The sequence below is a fragment of the Herbaspirillum sp. ST 5-3 genome (genome assembly GCF_004804275.1).
Lineage (GTDB): Bacteria > Pseudomonadota > Gammaproteobacteria > Burkholderiales > Burkholderiaceae_D > Noviherbaspirillum.
Map to the genome: position 1 here is coordinate 654,144 of NZ_STGI01000001.1, position 20,222 is coordinate 674,365.

10 protein-coding genes are annotated in these 20,222 nt (G+C 61.3%); 4 read left to right on the plus strand and 6 right to left on the minus strand.

The features are described 5' to 3' along the window. Positions 1-177: 177 nt before the first annotated feature. The 3 genes from E6W33_RS03240 to E6W33_RS03250 all read right to left on the minus strand — a co-directional run bounded on the left by E6W33_RS03240 (position 178) and on the right by E6W33_RS03250 (position 6,110). A complete protein-coding gene (locus tag E6W33_RS03240) occupies positions 178-3,105 on the minus strand; it encodes a PAS domain S-box protein (protein WP_136414196.1) in 2,928 nt (975 codons plus the stop codon). A 578-nt stretch (positions 3,106-3,683) separates the two neighbouring features. Beyond that, positions 3,684-4,319, minus strand: a complete 636-nt coding sequence (locus E6W33_RS03245) for a TetR/AcrR family transcriptional regulator (RefSeq protein ID WP_136414198.1) — start codon at positions 4,317-4,319, stop codon at positions 3,684-3,686. Positions 4,320-4,382: 63 nt separating this feature from the next. Continuing rightward, positions 4,383-6,110, minus strand: coding sequence for an aldehyde dehydrogenase family protein (locus tag E6W33_RS03250; protein ID WP_136414200.1), 1,728 nt, complete (start codon positions 6,108-6,110; stop codon positions 4,383-4,385). A gap of 581 nt (positions 6,111-6,691) precedes the next feature. On the opposite strand from E6W33_RS03250, the gene E6W33_RS03255 reads away from it, so the two are divergent. Together E6W33_RS03255 and E6W33_RS03260 are read left to right on the plus strand one after the other, a co-directional pair. Beyond that, positions 6,692-8,575, plus strand: a complete 1,884-nt coding sequence (locus E6W33_RS03255) for a potassium transporter Kup (RefSeq protein ID WP_136414202.1) — start codon at positions 6,692-6,694, stop codon at positions 8,573-8,575. A 205-nt stretch (positions 8,576-8,780) separates the two neighbouring features. After that, positions 8,781-12,125 carry an EAL domain-containing protein gene (locus E6W33_RS03260; protein ID WP_168798492.1) on the plus strand — a complete coding sequence of 1,115 codons (3,345 nt, stop codon included), beginning with the start codon at positions 8,781-8,783 and terminating at the stop codon, positions 12,123-12,125. Positions 12,126-12,156: 31 nt separating this feature from the next. Here the strand turns inward: E6W33_RS03260 and E6W33_RS03265 are convergent, their stop codons facing one another. Continuing rightward, the gene (locus E6W33_RS03265; protein ID WP_168798493.1) at positions 12,157-15,084 is read right to left on the minus strand and encodes a PAS domain S-box protein; all 2,928 of its coding nucleotides are present in this window, start codon (positions 15,082-15,084) and stop codon (positions 12,157-12,159) included. Between the two features lie 419 nt (positions 15,085-15,503). On the opposite strand from E6W33_RS03265, the gene E6W33_RS03270 reads away from it, so the two are divergent. Further along, on the plus strand, positions 15,504-17,315 hold the full coding sequence (locus E6W33_RS03270) for an alpha/beta fold hydrolase (protein WP_136414208.1): 1,812 nt from the start codon (positions 15,504-15,506) through the stop codon (positions 17,313-17,315). 117 nt (positions 17,316-17,432) lie between these two features. Here E6W33_RS03270 and E6W33_RS03275 read toward each other — a convergent pair whose 3' ends face one another. Next, positions 17,433-17,837, minus strand: a complete 405-nt coding sequence (locus E6W33_RS03275; RefSeq protein WP_136414210.1) for a hypothetical protein — start codon at positions 17,835-17,837, stop codon at positions 17,433-17,435. 359 nt (positions 17,838-18,196) lie between these two features. On the opposite strand from E6W33_RS03275, the gene E6W33_RS03280 reads away from it, so the two are divergent. After that, the gene (locus E6W33_RS03280; RefSeq protein WP_136414212.1) at positions 18,197-19,234 is read left to right on the plus strand and encodes a GGDEF domain-containing protein; all 1,038 of its coding nucleotides are present in this window, start codon (positions 18,197-18,199) and stop codon (positions 19,232-19,234) included. A 25-nt stretch (positions 19,235-19,259) separates the two neighbouring features. Here E6W33_RS03280 and yedA read toward each other — a convergent pair whose 3' ends face one another. Then, positions 19,260-20,168, minus strand: coding sequence for a drug/metabolite exporter YedA (yedA, locus tag E6W33_RS03285; protein ID WP_136414214.1), 909 nt, complete (start codon positions 20,166-20,168; stop codon positions 19,260-19,262). Positions 20,169-20,222: the final 54 nt, after the last annotated feature.

The window sequence follows — 20,222 nt, forward strand, 5'->3', positions numbered from 1 at the left end:
CGTTATTTCCTGCAAGACAGATTCGATAATAACATTATGTTTTACTGTATATTGATTTAAATCAAGTATTTTGCCGAATTCCAACATGTTGAAAAAATGGAAGGCAAGAACGGGCCTGGCAATCCGCTGCCACAGCAACGATCTGCGGAAACAGGCCGGGCCATGCCACTTGAAAGTCTAGCCTGGCAGATAAAACCGAAAATCGTCCTTCGTGCTGTGCTTGACCGCATACATGGCAGCGTCCGCATGCTTGAGGAGCGCATCTTCATCCTGGCCGTCATCCGGAAAGACGCACAGCCCGGCACTTGCGGTGACATAGTGGACCCGGCCGGCGAGCATGACCGGCGTGCGGACCGCCGCGACGATTTTGCGCGCGATGGCGCTCAACTGTTCGGGGTCGCCGACCTCCTGGATGATGACGACGAATTCATCGCCCGCCAGGCGCGCGACAAAATCGCTGGCCCGCACGTTCTCGCTGAGACGCTTGGCGGTTTCCTTCAGCAGCACGTCGCCTGCGTCGTGACCGGATGTATCGTTGACGGCCTTGAAGTGGTCCAGGTCAATGAACATCAGCGCGAACTTGCGGCCGTAGCGGCGCGCCTGCTGCACCTGATGGCTGAGCATCTGGTTGAACATCATCCGGTTCGGCAAGCCGGTCAGGATGTCGTGGCTGGCGAGATGGCGGATGCGTTCTTCCGCCAGCTTTCTTTCGGTGATGTCCTTTCCGGTGCCGCGATAGCCCGCCAGCCGGCCGTCACCATCGCGGATCGGCAAGCCGCTGATGCTGAGGTAGCGCGGCCCTGCTTCCGTGGTCTGCGTCTTCAGCACCAGTTCGTAGAAAGGCCGGCCTTCGGCGAGCTGGCTCTGATGTTCGAGCCATTGCTCCATCGAGACATGATCGAAAGGCAGCTCCCACAGCGTCTTGCCTAGATAATCCTCCGCCGCCATGCCGGTCTTGGCCAGCACGTCGCCATTGATCTGGACGAAGCGATAGCGGTTGTCCTGTTCCCAGTACCAGTCGGAGGACAGCTCGGTCAGATCGCGGAAGCGCTCTTCGCTGGCCCGCAGCGCCGCTTCCATCTCCCGCCGCGCGGTGACGTCGCGCAGCATGCCGCGAAAGCCGACCGGTTCTCCTTTGTCATTCCTGATCAGCTGGACGGAACCTTCGCACAGCAAGGTAGCGCCGTTCTTGTGCAACAGCACCCAGTCGATGCCTTTTTTCGGAATACCGGTGCGAAAGACATCGTTGAAGTTGGTGAAAACATAGGCCACTTCTTCCGGCTTGTGATATTGCGAATAATTCAGCCCGAGGATTTCATCCATGGTGTAGCCGAACATGCGGCAGAACGCGTCGTTGCACAGCAGCAGCGTGCCGGTCAGATCGACCTCGTAATAAGCTTCCTCGATGCTTTCCAGGATGGAGCGGTATTTCTCTTCGCTGGCGCGCAGCGCTTCCTCGGCCTGGTAGCGTGCAGTGATGTCGCGGCAAATGCCGCGGAATCCGACGGGCTGCCCGCCGGCGTCGGCGATGAGCTGCGTCGAGGCCTGGGCGATGCCCGTCGTGCCGTCCTGCCGCAGGAGGCGGTACTCGGCGAGTTCCCCCGGCTGGCCACTGCGGAACACCGCATTGAAAACGCGGTAGAGCGAGGCCGCTCCCTGCGCATCGGTGTAGTCGCGGTAGTTCTGGCGCAGCAAGTCCTCCTTGCTCGCCCTGTGCATGTGGCACAGCGCATCGTTGACTACCGCGTAATTGCCCTGCAGGTCGACCTCGAAGTAGCCGTCATTCATGTTCTCCAGAATGCTGCGGTACTTTTCTTCGCTGGCGCGCAAGGCGTCGATGGCTTTTTGACGTTCAGTCTCGCGCTCGAAGTTATCGAGCGTGAACACGATGTCCTGCGCGATGCGCTCCAGCAGCTGGACAATCTCGTCGTCGAACGCATCCCTGTGCCTGGAATAAAGCAGCAGCACGCCGACCGACTGCCCTTTCCGGACTAGGGGAAGTGCGGCGCCGGCGGCCGCCTGCTCCTTGCCGGCCGCCTCGCGCCACGGGCCGGAACGAGGATCGTTCAGGAAGTCGTTGATGACGCAGGCTTTCTGGCTGCGAAATGCGGTGCCGACCAGGCCGTGGCCCTCCGGCCTGTTCTCGTCGAAGGAAATATGCAGCGCGCGCAAGGTGTCGGCACCGATGCCGGCCACCGCGACCAGCTTCGCCCATTCCGCGTCCGTGTCGGGCAGCAGGATCGAAGCATTGACGATCTGCCCTCCGCGCACCGCCACCTCGCACACCTGCTGGTACAGCTCTTCCGGATTCCGAGCGTGCAGAATGACTTCGTTGGTGCCGCTGATCGCCGCGTACATCTGGCCGAGCCGCACCGCGGCCCGCTCGGCGTGCTTGCGGCGGGTGATGTCGCGACCGATGCTGATCACGATCCAGCGGTCTTCGAAGCGGATCGCCTTGCGCTGGATTTCGAACAGAAACAGCTCCCCCGCCCGGTTGCGCGCCCTGCCTTCGGTGGTTCTTCCGATCCCGCCCGCGACGATCATTTCGTCGTAGTCGGCTGCGATGGTCTGGCGATCGGCCAGCAGCACATCCTCCGGCCCCATGCCCAGCAGCTCGTCGCGCGCGTAGCCGGTCAATTTGCACGCGGTGTCGTTCATGTCGATGAAGCGCATGGTCTCGCGATCGACAATGACGATCGGGTCGCCCGAGACATCGATCGCCGTACGAAAACGGCGCAGCTCCGTTTCACGCTGCTTTTCGATGGTAGCGTCGTGCATGACGCCGCGATAACCGATGAACAGTCCCGCGTCGTCGAACACAGGCTCGCCGGACAGCTTGAGAAAGCAGGTTCCCGTCGTCCCGCCTTGCCACGACCATTCGGCGTCGCGGAAGGACTGCCGGCGGGCGAAGCAGTCCTGCCAATCCTTCCAGGTGGCCGATTCATGGGTGATGCCGGCGATGTCCCAGGGTGCCTTGCCGAGCGCGGACTGGATGGCATCCACGCCAAGGCCCGAGCGCGTGCTCGTGCACTGGATCAGTGTGAAGCGGCATTCCGCATCCTGCTCCCAGTAAGCGTCCGCACAGAGCGCAATCAAGCTATTCATGGTCGGGTCTCCAGCCTTCTTTAGAGCCTATCCCAGTAGGATACAGCCCCACACCGCTACCCATTGGGGCACATGGCAAGGCGCGAGGCCCGCCGCATGGTGATCCACGCAAGGGACTCGCAACACCGCCATGTGCCCCAATGGGTAGCGGCCCTCCGGGTTGGGGGCAAAAACGCACGCCAGCGGTGTTGCTCGTCTTTGCATAGATCACTATGCCGCATCCTCGCGCCTTGCTGGCGCACCTTTTTGCCCCCAACGCGGGGCTGTATCCTACTGGGATAGGCTCTTACCGGCGCACCGCACCTCCGGACGTGGGGGATAAGCAAATCTTTTCGTTCTTCTTTGTTCTGTCAGTGCCTCGCCAACAACGACAGGCGGAACGCTGCACAGACTCCCGAGCAAGGGGATTTGTGCAGCGTTCCGCCCGGCGGCCGCAATCCGGCCCCGTTCGTTAACGGGCGTGATCGCGCCAGAAACAGCGATTCCGCGTTCAAGTTGCCATAAGGAAATTTAAAAAGCAATCGTCCCATTGGACGATGTTGCTTTGACGAAAATATGCAACTGCGTGCGGTCACGTCCTAATGTGGGCGTATCAGGCTGGCGAGCCGGCTTTTCCATTCAGTCAGCGCACGCTTGTCGCCCGCGACGCGCTGCTGCAGGCAATAGCGGAACCAGCCGTCCAGCATCAGGTATACGCTCAGCGGATCGGCGGGAGAAAATATTCCGCCTCCACCCAGCGCCTCAACTTTCTCGACAAAGCGGCCGACGATGGCGGTGAGCTGTTCTTCGAGGTCATTGACCACCGGGCGGAAGGCTTCGTCGAACAGAGCCTGGGCGCGGATGTCGTACCACAGGCGGTGGGTATGGGCATCTTCATCGACGGCGCGCACCAGCGCATCCGAAAACTGTTCGAGCAGGTCCTCGAGCGTGCTGGCCGACTCGATGCGTTCTGCAAGGCGGCCGATGAAATCGTCCTTGTACAGGCGGACGCAATAGGACAGCAGTTCGGTCTTGTCGTCGAAATAATAATGAATCGTGCCCAGCGACACCCCGGAGCGTGCCGCGATGTCACGCAGGTTGATGCGGGCAAAACCGACTTCCGCCAGCGCGGACAAGGTGTGCAGCGCCAGTTCGCGTTTTTTTTCGTTTTGTTTGTCGGAACCGGCGCGTCGCGCCGGCTGAAGTGTTGCAATGTTAGCTGCCTTGGAAGTCATCAGTCTCAATGCGCCGCGCGCAAGGTAGATGGAAGCGGATGCTCCATTCTACCTTGGCCGAATTCATCCCAGCAGGGCGTGGAAGAAAATGCGCGGCAGTTTGGCGAAGCTCGGCCGGTACTGGAACTCGGTGAGCAGCTGGCCGATCTTGTCGGCGCGCCGGTTGGTCACGAACCATGGCGGACGCGGCAGCATGGCGAAGGACAATCGCAGCAAGCCGCGCGGGAATGGCTGGAACGGCGCTTCGATCACGGTGCGCTGGGGCTTGTCGAACAACAGCGTGTTGTGCACGGAACCGATGCCGCTTTGCACATCGTCCAGCGTATGGCCGGGGAAAGCGCCCCACGGCGTCGGCGCGGAGAGGAAGCCAAGTCCGGTCCAGGCATTGACCGCGATGCAGCCGTAGTGCAAGTCCGCAATGATCTCGTCGAAGCGCTTGCGCCCGATTTCGCGCATGGTGGCCGGATGAATCAGGATGTTCGCGCCCAGCGTGCCGTACAAATGCTTGTTGGCATAGTCGATGGCGGCGATGAGGAAGCTTTCCGCATCCTGTGCCGGCAATTCGGTCACGGCCAGCGCCGGTCCGAACACTTCATCGCGTTCGGTCGGGCAGCTGACCGAGGGCGAGAAAGCGGTGATCACGCATTCGTCGGCGCTGGACGGCATCGCGCCCTTGTTGCCGACGGCGCGCAGGAAACCGGCGAGGCGGTTCTGGACACCAGGGTAGTACAGCTTGCGCGGCGCCGTCGCGGCGACGGTCTTCCTGACTTTCAGCAGGAAATCCGATTTGAGCATCCAGTTCTGCGGCAGCACCAGCACCTGGCAGGCGATACAGTTGAAACCGGAGTTGTGCAGCTTTTGCGTGGCCACGTGTTCGGCCTGGAAGGCGATGTCGGCCTTCGACCACGGGCCGGGGACCACGATGGTCGGGCACACCGCGCCGAGCTCGGAAGTGATGCGGCGCTTGTTTTTCGGCGTGCCGGCGCGCTTGTTGGCCGCGCCCTCTTCTCCGCTGCCCCACACGATCTGGTCATGCGCCGCGCCGGAGCCGGTGATATGGATCTCTTCCACCAGCGGATGGTTGCACAAGTACTGGCCGACGCTGACGTCGCCATGCACGATGCGCAGGAAGCCGCGGCTGATGAGCGGCATCAGCGCGGGGATGAGAAACTCGGTCAGGTATTCGTTGACCGGATTCATCTTGATGATGGCCACCTGGTTTTCCGCGAACAGCTTGTGCAGGCCGTCTAGCGGCGCGATGGCTGCGATATTGCCCGCGCCGAGAATCAGCGCCAGCTTGCCCTCGTGCCCGCTGCCCGGCGTGTAGATCGAGGCCGTATTCTGCGCGAGGTTGGCGCGCGTGACGCCCGGCTCCATCCAGACTTCGGCATTGACACCGCTCAGCAAGAGGCGGTCCCACAGGGAATGCGGAACGACCCTGGCTGCCAGTTGCCCGTTGGGCAACTCGCGCAAGGGCACGCTCTCCAGGTGCAATTTCCCTTCCACCTTCGACAAGGTCTGCATCAGCGCATTGCAGTAGGCCATCACGGCGTAGGGGCCGGAGATCCATTCCTCGCCAGCCACCGGCGAGCCCTCGGGAATGCCCTTCTTGCGCGCCGCGGTTTGCGCCCACGCGGCGGCCACCGGCATCAGGCATTCCTTGATTTCCGCCAGCAGCGCGATGCGCTCGGCCACGGACACCTTGGGCCAGACATGCTTCTTCTCGTGCAGGGCCTTGACCGCCTGTTCGATTTCAACAGGGACGAGGTTGATTTTTTCATCGAGAGCCATGGCGAGTTTTCCTTATTGTCGTGCAGCGGGTTGAGGGCGGAGGATGGATGCAGGCAGGCGGTGCCGGATCTGCCGCGAATGAACGAGGGCTTGACGCTGCTCAGCCGGAATGGGGAGTGGTTGAAGATGTCGCGGGGGCGGCTCTGCAGCCCGTGCCGGGGTGATGAAATTGAATCGCATGTCTCCTCCTGTTTGGATGGTTTTTTCGCCATCCTAGGTTAAATTTGGACACTTGTCCAAATTTTTTTGAAGAAGACAACTTTGTCCTTGCGCAAAAGCCCGCAGCCTTTCCCGGACCGGCAGATGACGAATTGATAAGCTTGTCGGCCATCCACTTCGCGGGTCCGAGATATCGACAGGAACTGACAGCGGTCGTCGCATACTCATCACAAGGCGCGTATGGTGCGCGCCTCCGAACAGACACTGCTCGACACGCTTGCGCAGGTTACGGTCGGATAATGAACATATCGCAGGTGCAGCAAAAATCGACACGGAGACATCACATCCAATTGCACATGCAGAATGCACAAATGGGATAACATTTCTCTTTTTGCACCGCAACATGTCTAAAGGGGTCTGTTTTGACTTCGCATTCTCGTCCTGAAAAAAGCAGTCTGGCCGCCCTCACCCTCGCCGCCATCGGCATCGTGTACGGCGATATCGGCACCAGCCCTCTTTATACGATGAAAGAAGTGTTTTCCGAGGTGCATGGCCTGCCGCTGAATCCGGCCAACATACTTGGCGTGGTATCCCTGATTTTCTGGGCACTAACCATCATCGTGTCGTTGAAATATGTCACGCTGATCCTGCGTGCCGACAACCGGGGCGAAGGCGGCATCATGGCGCTGGTGGCGCTGGCCTTGTCCTCGATTCCTGCCAGGTCCCGCTGGTTTACCCCTCTCATGATGGTCGGCGTGATCGGCGCGGCGCTCTTTTATGGCGACGGCGTCATTACCCCAGCGATTTCGGTGCTGTCAGCCATCGAAGGACTGGAAGTGGCTACGCCCGCGTTCAAGGCGTATGTGGTGCCATTGACAATCATTGTGCTGGTTGCACTGTACGCGCTGCAAAGCACGGGCACTGCAGGCATCGGAAAATGGTTCGGGCCGGTCATGCTGGTGTGGTTCGCATTGCTGGCTGGAATGGGAATTGTCAATATCCTCGAGACACCGGCGATCCTGGCTGCGCTCAATCCATTGCATGCGTTCCATTTTCTTGCGCAGAACGGCTGGCTGGCTTTCGTCGCACTCGGCGCGATCGTGCTCGCGGTCACCGGGGCCGAGGCACTGTATGCCGACATGGGGCATTTCGGCAAGTCGCCGATCCAGACCGCGTGGTTCGCCGTGGTGTTTCCCGGTCTGGCGCTGAACTATTTCGGCCAGGGAGCAATACTCCTGTCCAATCCGGAGGCCGTATCGAATCCGTTTTACCAGCAGTTGGGTGCATGGAGCGTTTATCCGCTGGTCGTCCTGTCGACGATCGCAACCGTGATCGCCTCGCAGGCAACCATATCCGGCACGTTTTCGATCACGCAGCAGGCCATCGCGCTCGGCTTCCTGCCGCGCATGAAAGTGGTGTACACGTCCGAGCGAGAGATGGGGCAAATCTATATTCCGCTGGTGAACTGGATGCAATTAACGGCGGTGGTACTCGCTGTCGCCGGCTTCGGCTCTTCTTCAGGCTTGGCCTCTGCTTATGGCATCGCAGTGACGGCAACCATGATGATGACAACTGTTCTGACCTTCTTTGTAATCCGCTACGGCTGGCATTACAACTTGTTGCTATCCCTTGCCGCTACTGGTTTCTTCCTCGCCATCGATATCACCCTGTTTTCCGCCAACACATTGAAGATCATGCACGGCGGCTGGTTCCCGCTCGCGCTGGGTGCGATCGCCGTGACCGTGATGCTGACCTGGCGCGACGGGCGGCAATTGGTGTACGAGAATCTGAAAAAGCATCTGGTACCGATCGACGATTTCCTGCAATCCCTGTTCATCAGCCCGCCAGCACGCGTGGAGGGCACGGCAGTTTTCTTCCGCGCGGAAGGCGACGGGGTGCCGCACGCGATGCTGCACAACCTTTCTCATAACAAGGTCCTGCATGAAAGAACGGTGTTCCTGACCGTGTTCAATGCCGATATCCCCACCATCCCGTCGAAGGAGCGCGTGAAGGTGCGGCCACTCGGGCATCAGTGCTACCAGGTGGATGTGCATTACGGCTTCAAGGACGACCGCGACATCCCTGCCGCGCTGGCGCTGTGCAAGGAGGCCGGACTGGATTTCGACATGATGTCCACCTCGTACTTCATCGCCCGCCAGACGGTGATTCCGCGCGTGGGCAGCGGCATGGCCTTCTGGCGCGAGTCATTGTTCGCCACCATGTCGCGCAACGCGCGCGACGCGGCGGATTACTACCGCGTGCCCGCCAACCGCGTGATCGAGCTGGGCACGCAGGTCGAAATCTGAGCATGAGGCTGCGCAATCGCGTCGCAGAAAGCATTTCCAAAACGTAATGACTTCGACTAAGCTTGTAGAGCCTCGGGCAGGATTACTTTTTTGACAGCACGTCCTGTCCTTCTTGCGGCGTCGAGCATCGCATTCATTGCACTAGTTGCTCACGCTTGTCCGGCTCGGCACAGCATACGGCGGCTTCTCCATTCAAATGGGCGACATGGAAAACACCGAAAAGACATCAGGATCTGCCGTGCAATCGGCATGGCACGAGCGTCTTTCCCTGAAGACCAAGCTGATCATGATCACGGTGGGACTGTTCGCCGGCTTCATCTGGATGCTCACCTTCTTTTCCGTCACGGTCCTGAAAAGCCAGCTCGAAGAAGTGCTGCGCGATGAACAGCTCGCCTCCACCAGACGCCTGGCTGCCGAGCTAAACATCAAGCTCGACGAACGCATCGAGAGCCTGACCAAGATCGCCGCAAAACTGCCGCCTGACTTGAACGAGCAGGCGCTGGATGCCTTTCTGCCGCAATTCGGCGCCTTGCATGTCGTGTTTTCCGGCGGCATCGCGGTGATCGGCCTGGACGGCAAGACCATCGCCGATTTTCCGGTGGCGCCCGGGCGGCGCGGCACCTGGTTCGGCGACCGCGACTACTTCCGGCAGGTGGTGCAAACCGGGCGTCCCTATATCGACAAGCCGATCATGGGCCGTGCACTGAAGCGCCCGGTGCTCACGATGGCGGTTCCGGTCTTCGACAGCGCAGGCAAGCTGCGCGGCATCATGACCGGCATCACCGACCTGACGGCGCCCAATTTTCTCGGCATGATTTCCGAACCCTCGATGGCGGGTAAAGGCGAGCTTTTCGTCTTTTCTCCCAAGGACAAGCTGATCATTGCCGCCAGCGACAAGCAACGCGGGATGACCGAATCCGCCCCGCGCGGGGCGAACGCCATGCTCGACCGCTTCGTCGACGGCTTCGAAGGCTCGGGCATTGCCGCCAACTCGCAAGGCATCTCCAAACTGTATTCCGCGGTGCGGGTGCCCGCTGCCGACTGGATGGTGATGGTAGCCTTGCCGACCGAGATTGCGTTCGGACCGGTGAAAACCATGCAAACCTGGCTGTACGCACTGGCCGGCATCATGACCCTGCTGGCCGTATTGCTCCTGCGCCGGACCACGCAGCGCCTGCTGGCGCCGCTGTACGATCTGGGCCATGCCATGCGGCACATGATCGGCGGCCAGGCCCCGATGGTGCCGATGCCGGTAGTGCGCGCCGATGAAGTCGGCGAGCTGATCAGCAACTTCAACCTGCTGGTCGAGGATCGCGGGCGCTACGAAACCGCGCTGGGCGAGAGCGAGCGCCGCTTGCGCAAGCTGGTCGAGAGCGCTCCGGACGCGATCATCGTGCAGACGCAGGGCCGCTTTGCGTACGTGAACCCGGCGGCCTTGCGCCTGTTCGGCGCGACATCGCGCGAACAGTTGCTGGGTCACCCGATTATCGAGCGCACGCATCCCGACAGCGGCCAGTCGATGGAAGAGCGCATCCGCGTACTCAACCAGGAACGAAAGACCGTTCGGCCAAGCGACGAACAGCTGCTGCGCCTCGACGGCGCGCAGATCGACGTGGAAGTGTCGGCCGTGCCCTTCGTGTACGAGGAGGAACATGGCGCACTGATGTTCGTGCGCGACATTACCGAACGCAAGCGCGCCGAGCAGACCCAGAAAAAACTCAATCGCGCCCTGCGCCTGCTGAGCGATTGCAACATGGCGCTGGTGCATGCGGAGCGCGAGCAAAGCCTGCTGGATGAAGTCTGTCGTCTGATCGTCACCAGGGGAGGCTACCTGATGGCCTGGGTCGGCTACCCGGAACAGGATGTGCAAAAGTCGGTGCGTCCGGTGAGCCATTTCGGTCTGAACGAGGGCTATCTCGAAAGCGCGAACATCTCCTGGGCCGATACGGAACGCGGGCAGGGCACGACCGGAACCTGCATGCGGACCGGGGAAATACAGGTGAACTCGGATTACCACAGCAACCCGGCCATGGCGCTGTGGCGCGATGCCGCCATGGCGCGCGGCTACCGCTCGAGCATCGCGCTGCCGCTGATCGGCGCGCATGGCATATTCGGTACGCTCTCCATCCATTCGCCCGATGCCGGTTCCTTTGCGGAAGACGAGGTACGCCTGCTGGAAGAGCTGGCTACCGACCTTGCATTCGGCATCACGACCTTGCGCGAACGTAGTCAGCGCGAAGCGGCCGAGGAGAGACTGGCCTTCCTCGCGCACTACGATCCGCTCACCCATCTTCCCAACCGGGTGCTGCTGCGCGACCGCTTCGAGCGCGCGTCGAGCGCCGCCGCGCGCTCCATGCGCAGTGTCGCGATGCTGGTGCTCGATCTGGACAACTTCAAGCGCGTCAACGACAGCCTCGGGCATGAAGTCGGCGACCAATTGCTGCTGCACGTAGTCGATCGCCTGCAGCACTGCATCGGCGAACGCGATACCATCAGCCGCCAGAGCGGCGACGAGTTCGTGATTCTGCTGCAGGATCTCGCCGATACCGGCGCGGTCGGTCGCATTGCGCAATCCCTCCTCGACGCGGTGGCCGAACCCTTCGAAATCGGCCAGCATACGATCACCACCTCGTTCAGCATCGGCATCAGCATGTACCCGAGCGACGGCCGCGATTTCGACACGCTGCTCAAGCATGCCGACACCGCGCTCTATCATGCCAAGGACAACGGTCGCGACACCTATCACTTCTTCGCCAACACGATGAACATCGACGCGCTGGCGCGCATGCAACTGCACAGCAATCTGCGCAAGGCGGTGAAGAACCAGGAATTCCTGCTGCATTACCAGCCGCAGATCGATATCCCGAGCGGCGCGATCGTCGGCGCCGAGGCGCTGGTGCGCTGGCGCAGCGGCGAGGAAGGCCTGATCGCGCCGGGGCGCTTCATCCCGCTGGCGGAAGAAAGCGGAATGATCGTGCAGATCGGCGAGTGGGTGCTCAACGAGGCATGCCGCCAGACCATGGAATGGATCAATGGCGGCATGGCGCCGCTGGTGATTGCGGTCAATCTCTCCGCGCAGCAGTTCCGGCGCGGCGATATCGTCGACACGGTACAGCGCGCGCTGGCGCAATCCGGCTTGCCGCCCTCATTGCTGGAACTGGAGCTGACGGAATCGATCCTGCTGCAGGAAACATCCATCGTGATGGAGTCGCTGTACAGGCTGAAGGAACTCGGCGTGCACCTCTCGATCGACGACTTCGGCACCGGTTATTCCAGTCTCGCCTATCTGAAGAAGCTGTCGGTCGACAAACTGAAGATCGACCAGAGCTTCGTGCGCGACGTGGCCGACAATCCGGACGGCGAAGCCATCGTCAAGGCCGTCATCCAGCTCGGCCATGCGCTGCAGCTGTGCGTGGTCGCGGAAGGTGTCGAGACCGATTTCCAGCTCGATTTCCTGCGCGTGCATGAATGCGACCAGGCGCAGGGGTACCTGATCGCGCGCCCTGTCCCGGCGCGGGAATTTGCGGAGTTCGCGGCGACGCGCAGATAGCAGGCCGTCGAAGAACACAGCGGGTCGGACGCTAATGCAGGCCCTTGCTTCCCACCACATCCCCCAGGTTGGGCATCCGGTTGATCCGCGACAGGCTGCCGTCCATGATCATCGCCTCGAACTGCGCGGCGGGAAGCGGCGGGCTGAAAATGAAGCCTTGCGCGCTGGTGCAATTGCGCGCCTTCAGATAGGCCAATTGCTCCGCCGTCTCGACGCCGCCCGCGCTCACGCCGATGCCGAGGTCGTGCGCCAGACTGATGATGGCCGAGGTGATCGCCGAGTCCTCGCGCCGGTGCGGCAGGTGCTGCACGAAGGCTTTATCGATCTTCAGCACATCGATCCGGAAATCCTTGAAGTCGATCAGTGCGGTCGTGCCGGTGCCGAAATTGTCGATCACCAACCGGATGCCGAGCGCGCGCAGTTCCGTGAGTTGCTCCTTGATTTCCGGATGCTGTCCCAGCATCGCTTCCGGCACTTCGAGTTCGAGGTGTGCCGGCGCGATGCCGGCGTCGCGCAGGATGGAGGGGATCAGCGCGACGAACTGGGGCTCGTTGAATTGTCGCGCCGAGAAATTGATCGACAGGCGCAGGTCCGACAGTCCCCTCGCCTGCCACTGCCGCACCTGGTGACAGGCTTCGCGCAAGGCCCATTCGCCGACCTCGACGATCAGGCCGCTCTGTTCGATGATCTCGAGGAATTCACCTGGCAGCACGGTTTCCAGCTCGGAGGCATTCCAGCGCAGCAAGGCTTCCACCGAAGAGATATTCCATTTGGCCAGATCGACCAGCGGCTGATAGTAGAGCTCGAATTGGTGATTCTTCAGCGCGCCGCGCAGGGCTGTTTCGCGGTCGCGCTTCCATGTCTGGCGCGATACCAGGTCGGCGGTGTAGAACTGATAGGTGTGCCGCCCTGCTTCCTTGGCGCGGTACAGGGCCAGGTCGGCGCGCTTGACCAGTTCGACCGAATTCTTCCCATCCTTCGGACAGACGCAGATGCCAATGCTGGTGCCGCTGATGATTTCGTGGGAATCGAGCCGATAAGGACGGCCGAGTTCGAGAATGAGTTTGCGCGCCAGCGTGTCGGCGGCCTCCGGCTGCGAGGTGTCGGCCTGAATGACCACGAATTCGTCGCCGCCGAGACGGGCAACGAAATCGGTTTCACGCAAGGTCGAACTGATGCGCAGCGCCACTTCCTTGAGCAGCAGGTCGCCGGCGTGGTGGCCGAAGGTGTCGTTGACGTGCTTGAATCGGTCGAGGTCGAGCAGCAGCAGCGCCAGCGGCACATCATTGCGACGTGACAGGGCGATCGACTGATGCAGTTGATTGCTGAAGTTGATGCGATTGGGCAGTCCTGTCAGGGCGTCGTGATTGGCAAGGAAATAGGTTTGTTCCGCCACCAGCCGTTGCTCCGTCTGGTCGCGCATGATCTTGACGAAGCCGCGCAGACTGCCGTCGGGATTGTGCAGCGGCGTCACCACGCCGGTCGCCCAGAACCGGGTGCCGTCCTGCCGCAGATGCCAGCGGTCGTCTTCCGAGCGGCCGGCGACGCGCGCCTCTTCCAGTTCGCGCATGGGCTCGCCCATGTCGCGGTCCTCCGAGGTGAACAGACTGGCGATGGGAAGGCCGATCGCCTCGGTGGCCGACAAGCCGAGTATTCTTTCCGCACCGGCATTCCAGCTCATGATGTTGCCTGCCGGGTCCGTCGTCATGATCGCATAATCGGTGGACGCCTCTACCAGCAGGCGGAAGTCCTGCTGCGACTGTTTCAGCGCGCGCTCGGTTTCGACCTGGTGAGTGATGTCGGTATTGGTTTCAAGGAAGCGATACGGGCGCCCCTCGTGAAAATCCAGTGCCCACTGGCTGAACACGATGAGTTCACGTCCGTCGCGAGCGGTGTGAATCACTTCGCCTTCCCAGTAGTGCTGCTGCCGCACGATGGCGAGGATCTCGTCGAGCGCTTGAGGAAAGCGCGTCTTGAGCAAGTCATGGCTGACCTGTCCGATCGCTTCGGCGCGCTTGTACTGATACAGCTTCTCGGCGCTGCGGTTCCAGTAGGTAATGACATCATCCGTGGTGCGCGCGAGGATGGCGTCGTGGGCAAGGTCGAGCAGGCTCGCCTGCTCCTGCAATTGTCGCGCCTGCGACGCCAGCGCCTGTTCGCGTTCGCGCTGCGCGGTGATGTCGTGCAATACGGCGACGCCTCCCGCGAGCACGCCCTGGCTGTCGAGCAATGGACGGGCATTAATGCTCAGCCACACGCCTTCCCGAGAAGACGCATCGTAAGGCAAGAAGGCGATCAGGTCGTCCACATGTTCGCCGCGCAGGGCGCGCGCGGTCGGCCTTTGCTCGGGCAGATAGGGTGTCTTGCCGTCCGGCTGCAGCAAAGCAAAGGCACCGATCGACTGCGGAATGTCCGGCTCGACCGATTCCATATTGAGCAAACGCCGCCCAGTCGGATTCACCATTATGAGGTGCCCGGACAAGTCGGCGACGACCACCGCTGCCGCCATGCTGTTCAGAATCGACGTCGTCAGGTGAGCCTGACGGTGCACTTCTTCTTCCAGCACTTTGCGTTGGGAGATATCGCGCAAGGAAGCAAAGAAAATCGTCCTGTCGGGCGTGACGATGGACGTTACCGTCAATTCCACCGGAATCTCGCGGCCATCCTTGCATTGCAGCGGCATTTCGACCCGGTTGCCGGGCGGCCTGCCTTCTCCCTCCTCAAGATAATGCTGCAGCCCGCGCTCATGCGCGGCACGATGGCGCGGCGGAATGAGGGTATCGGTCAGGGAGGACCCGGCCACCTCTTGCCGCGACCAGCCGAAGATGCGTTCTGCCTGCTTGCTCCACTCGATGATCCTGTTGTTCTGGTCGGTCGCGATGAAAGCATCCACCGCATTGTCGATAATCAGTCGATACAGTTGCTCGGCCTGGCTTGCCTCTTGGAACAGGAGTTTCATTGAACTTGATCTACCGTATCGAAATATTTGTGTGACATCACAACGCGCCCGGGGTTTCGGTGGCGGGATTTCCGCAGCAAGACGCTGGCTCGTCGAGTCGGTGTTGCTGCAGGCTCTCGATATTCCGACGACCCGCGCATGACCTCGCCCGCCCGATTCCCGCCTGCATCTCGAAATAGCTTGACCCCGGTCAAGCATGAAACGGGCTTCGGTTCCTAACATGAGAACCGGGGGTGGTGCATTGCAACATCGAGCCTGAAACTTGTGCCGCAGCGGCAAACCTTCTCCGCCGTTTCGTGTCCATAGAAAGGTTGATGGCCGAGTTTTCGATGCAGTTCACCCGGCCCACCGCGTCTGATCGCTTTGCGGCGACGCACATACCAGCGTATCGGACGTGTTCTGACTTCTTGGAGAAACACATGGACAGACCGCGATCGAACCTGGAACAAGCCTTGAGGGTTCACGACCCGAAGGAAGCGCACCTTCCCGCACAGCCCTGGACCGTGACCGACGTCGAACCGCCGGCGACGATCGACCGCCTGATTCATGCAACCACGGGCCGCGTCACGGGCAGCATCTCCCCGGTCAGCCTTGCGCTGGCGTATCTCGACTGGGCGCTGCATCTTTCCGAATCGCCGGGGAAGTGGCAGAAGCTCGGGGAAAAAGCGATGCGCAAGGCGGCGCGCTTTGCGATGTACGCAGTGCACGCGCAAACCGACAGGGATTGCGATCTCTGCATCGAGCCGCTGCCGCAGGATCGCCGCTTCCGCAGCGAAGCCTGGCGCCGCTGGCCGTTCAATCTGATTCACCAGAGCTTTCTGCTGAACCAGCAGTGGTGGTACAACGTGACGACCGGCATCGGCGGCGTATCGGCGCATCACGAACAGGTGGTTTCCTTTATCGCCCGCCAGTTGCTCGACACCATCTCGCCGGTCAATTACATCGCCACCAATCCCGAGGTGCTCGACACCACCGTGCGCGAAGGCGGTGTCAACCTGCTGCGCGGCGCGATGAACTTCATTGAAGACTATGAACGTTCGCTGGCCGGCAAGCCGCCGGCCGGCTTTGAAGATTTCATGCCGGGGAAACACGTCGCGATCACGCCCGGCAAGGTGGTCTACCGCAACCGCCTGATCGAACTGATCCAGTACGCCCCGACCACGAAGGAAGTGCATGCCGAGCCGATCCTGATCATCCCGGCCTGGATCATGAAGTACTACATCCTCGACCTGTCGCCGCATAACTCGCTGGTACGCTACCTGGTCAGCCGCGGTCATACGGTCTTCATGGTGTCCTGGCACAATCCGACCGCACAGGATCGCGATCTCGACATGGAAGACTATCTGCGTCTGGGCGTGCTCGAAGCGCTCAACGCAGTCCAGGCCATCGTGCCGCAGCGCAAGATCAATACCGTCGGTTATTGCCTGGGTGGCACCCTGCTGGCGATGGCGGCCGCATACCTGGCGCAGATCGGCGACGAGCGCGTCAACTCCTTGACGCTGCTTGCGGCGCAAACGGACTTCACGGAAGCGGGCGAGCTGACGCTGTTCATCGACGACAGCCAGCTCAACTTCCTCGACGACATCATGTGGAACCAGGGCTTCCTCGACAACCGGCAGATGGCGGGCGCCTTCCAGCTGCTGCGTTCGCATGACCTGATCTGGTCGCTGGTCGTGCAGCAATACCTGCTCGGCGGGCGCCAGACGGTCACCGACCTGATGGCGTGGAACGCCGATGCGACGCGCATGCCGGCCCGCATGCACAGCGAATACCTGCACCGGCTGTTCCTGAAAAACGATTTGTTCGCCGGACGCTACAAGATCAACGGCCGACCGATCTCGCTCGGCGACATCCGCGTGCCACTGTTCGCGGTGGCGACCGAGACCGACCATGTCGCACCATGGACCTCGGTCTACAAGATCAATCTGATCGCCGACCCTGACATCACCTTCCTGCTCACCAACGGCGGGCACAATGCCGGCATCGTCAGCGAGCCGGGACACAAGGGCCGCCACTATCGCATGGCGCACAGCCCGTCCGGCACCAATTACATCGACGCGGAAAACTGGTTCCTGTCCAATCCGCCGGTCGAAGGCTCCTGGTGGCCGGCCTGGGCCGGCTGGGTGGAAAAGCACGCCAGCGGCATGGCGCCGCCGCCGGAGATGGGCGCGCGCAAGAATGGCTATGCGCCGCTGGGCGATGCGCCGGGCAGCTATGTGATGGAGAGGTAGGCTGAAGCGCGCGTTGCGGTGAATTGATGGACAGAGGCGTCTGTCCACGGAAGACAATCGTGTTTCAGGTCCGCGTTGCTCGCGGCGGAAGCTTCCGCGCCTTCCGTGGACCGCGCATCACTTGCCCTTCTCGCCGAGCTTCAGCTCCGCCACCCGCACGAAGACGTAGGCCACCAGCGCAAACACGAAGAACACCAGCAGCATCCAGGCTATCCCCTGCAGCGTCTCGATCACGGTGCGGTAGATCTCCAGCACCCAGCGCTCGAAGGTTAGCTCCATGATCTTCGGATCTTTCTCCCAGCGCATCGGCGTAATGTATTTTTCAAGCTGATAGACGCGCACGCCAGCCGAGATGCCGACCACCAGGATGGCAAACTTCATGTACTTCAACCAGGCGGCGCTGATCTCGTCGGCGATGATGCGCTTGAGGATGGCATCGAGCGGCGCGGCAAAGGCTTTCGCCACCGCATAGGACACGCCGGACGCGACCAGCAGGGTTACCAGGAGCAGCAGCAAGAACATGAGTACCTCCCCGAGGAAAGAAAATCCGACTGCCATTGTAGCGGCTGGCTGTGTTGCGATTCATGGGCCGGCGGCGCGACTGGCCGCCCGGCGCCAGCTTTTTGGCTTGCCGGGCCATGGCAGAAATACGACAGCCTTCTAAAGTTGCAACGATTCGGGATAGAATAGCTGTAAGATCGCCTTCAACATAACCAGAAGGATCGAAGCTGTTTCACTGTGCACTGCAACAAGCCGCGCCGAAACAGCCAGCCCGATCACACCGACTAGAGACATTTTTCTTCCATGCTGATCCACGTTCGCGCACGCCCTCTGCTGCACCTGGTTCACATTGCTAACGCGAACGGGCCGGAATTCTGATTATGGAAGCATTGCTCAAGCATCTGGTGGACATGACTTGCCAGCGTGACCACGTCCTGCTCGATACCTCGGTGGTAACGGCCTTGCACGAACTGGTCGGCGCGCAGCAGGTCCGGGTGCACGAGATTTTCCGTTTCCGCCATGAGCTGTTCCTGCGGCCGCGCGTCTGGATCAAGGACGACAAGGTGATTTCGGCGGAAGAGACGCTGGACATGGAAACCAGCGGCGAGCCGATCAACACCTATCCATTCCTGGTCGACGGCATCAAGCAGCGCAAGAACTGCGTCGAGCAAACGGCTGATGACGGCTCCCAGACCTTGTGGCTGCCGGTCTGGCTGAACGACAAGGTCAGCACCTGCATCGAGGTCAGCAACCCGACCCCCTACAACAGCGACACGCTGCACATGATCGACGGCATCCTCAGCGTCTATCGCAATTATCAGAACATCCTCGACTACAGCGAACGCGACTCGCTGACCGGCCTGCTCAACCGCAAGACCTTCGACGAGAAGTTTTCCAAGCTCCTGTCCTGCGCAATGCTGGAAAGCACGCCCAAGGACCAGCAGGAGCGCCGTCATCAGCACGACGGCAACATCAAGCAGTGGCTGGCGGTGGTTGACATCGACCATTTCAAGCGCGTCAACGACCAGTTCGGCCATCTGTACGGCGACGAGGTGCTGATCCTGGTAGCGAACCTGCTGCGCTCCTCGTTCCGCTCGCAGGACCGCGTGTTCCGCTTCGGCGGCGAGGAATTCGTGGTGCTCCTGCGCTCGACCACGCTGGATGACGCGCGCAAGATCTTCGACCGCTTCCGCGCCAACGTCGAACAGCATGAATTCCCCCAGGTCGGCAAGGTCACGGTCAGCGTCGGCTTTGCCAGCATTTCCACCGAATCGCCGGTGGTCATTCTCGGACACGCCGACCAGGCTTTGTACTACGCCAAGGCCAACGGCCGCAATCGCGTCTGTTATTACGACGAACTGGTCAGCAGCGGCGAACTGCACTCCGAAGTCTCGAACGTCACCGTCGAATTCTTTTAAGCGCCGGCGGCACCACGCACGCAGTTCATTGCGTGGACGTGTTCGCCCTCAGCGACCTGCCGGCCGGCTTCGGCGCGGCCCGGGCGGTGGTCAGCAGCAGCACGCTGCCGAGAATGATCGCCATGGCCACCGTTTCGCGCGTGCCCAGCGATTCATTCGCCAGCCATACGCCCAGCACCACGGCAATCACCGGATTGACATACGCATAGCTCGACGCCAGCGCGGGCGGCACCTTGGACAACAGATACATGTAAGCCGAGAAGCCGGCCAGTGAACCGGCCGTGACCAGGTAAGCCCACGCGAACAGCGCGCGCTCGTCGAGCGTGACGATCGCTTCGCCCCGCAGCAAGCCGACGCACAGCAGGAAGCTTCCACCAACCAGCATTTCGCTGGCAAATCCCATCGCACCCGGCGCGAGCGCCAGTTTCCTTTGCGACAGCACGGAGCCGAAGGTCCAGCATGCGACAGCGCCGGCCAGCGCAAGCACGCCTATCGGCTGCGCGGCAAAGTCGCCACTCCCGGCAAGCAGGACCGCCCCGGCAAAACCGGCTAGGATGCCGGCCCACTCGCGTCCGCTCGGCCAGTCGCCGAACAAGCCCGACCATAGCGCGAACATGAGCGGCGAGCTTGCGATGAATACCGCGGTCAGGCCGGATGAGACGTATTGCTGCGCTACCGCGGTGAGGCCCATGCCGCAGCCGAGCAGGAGGATGCCGACGATCCCTGCATCGCGCCATTGCCTGAAGGTGGGAAACGCCGCGCCGCGCAGCTTGAGCCAGGCGAACAGCACTCCGCCCGCCGCCAGGAAGCGCGTTCCCATCAACAGGAACGGAGGAAAGGAATGCAAGGCGAAGTGAATCGCCAGGTAGGTCGAGCCCCAGACCAGGTAGACAGTGATCAGGGCCAGCAGCACGAATTTGGGGAGGGTACGCATATTGTTTTTCGAAGAAGTATGCGAACAGTGTATGCGCCAAAATGTCCATTTTGA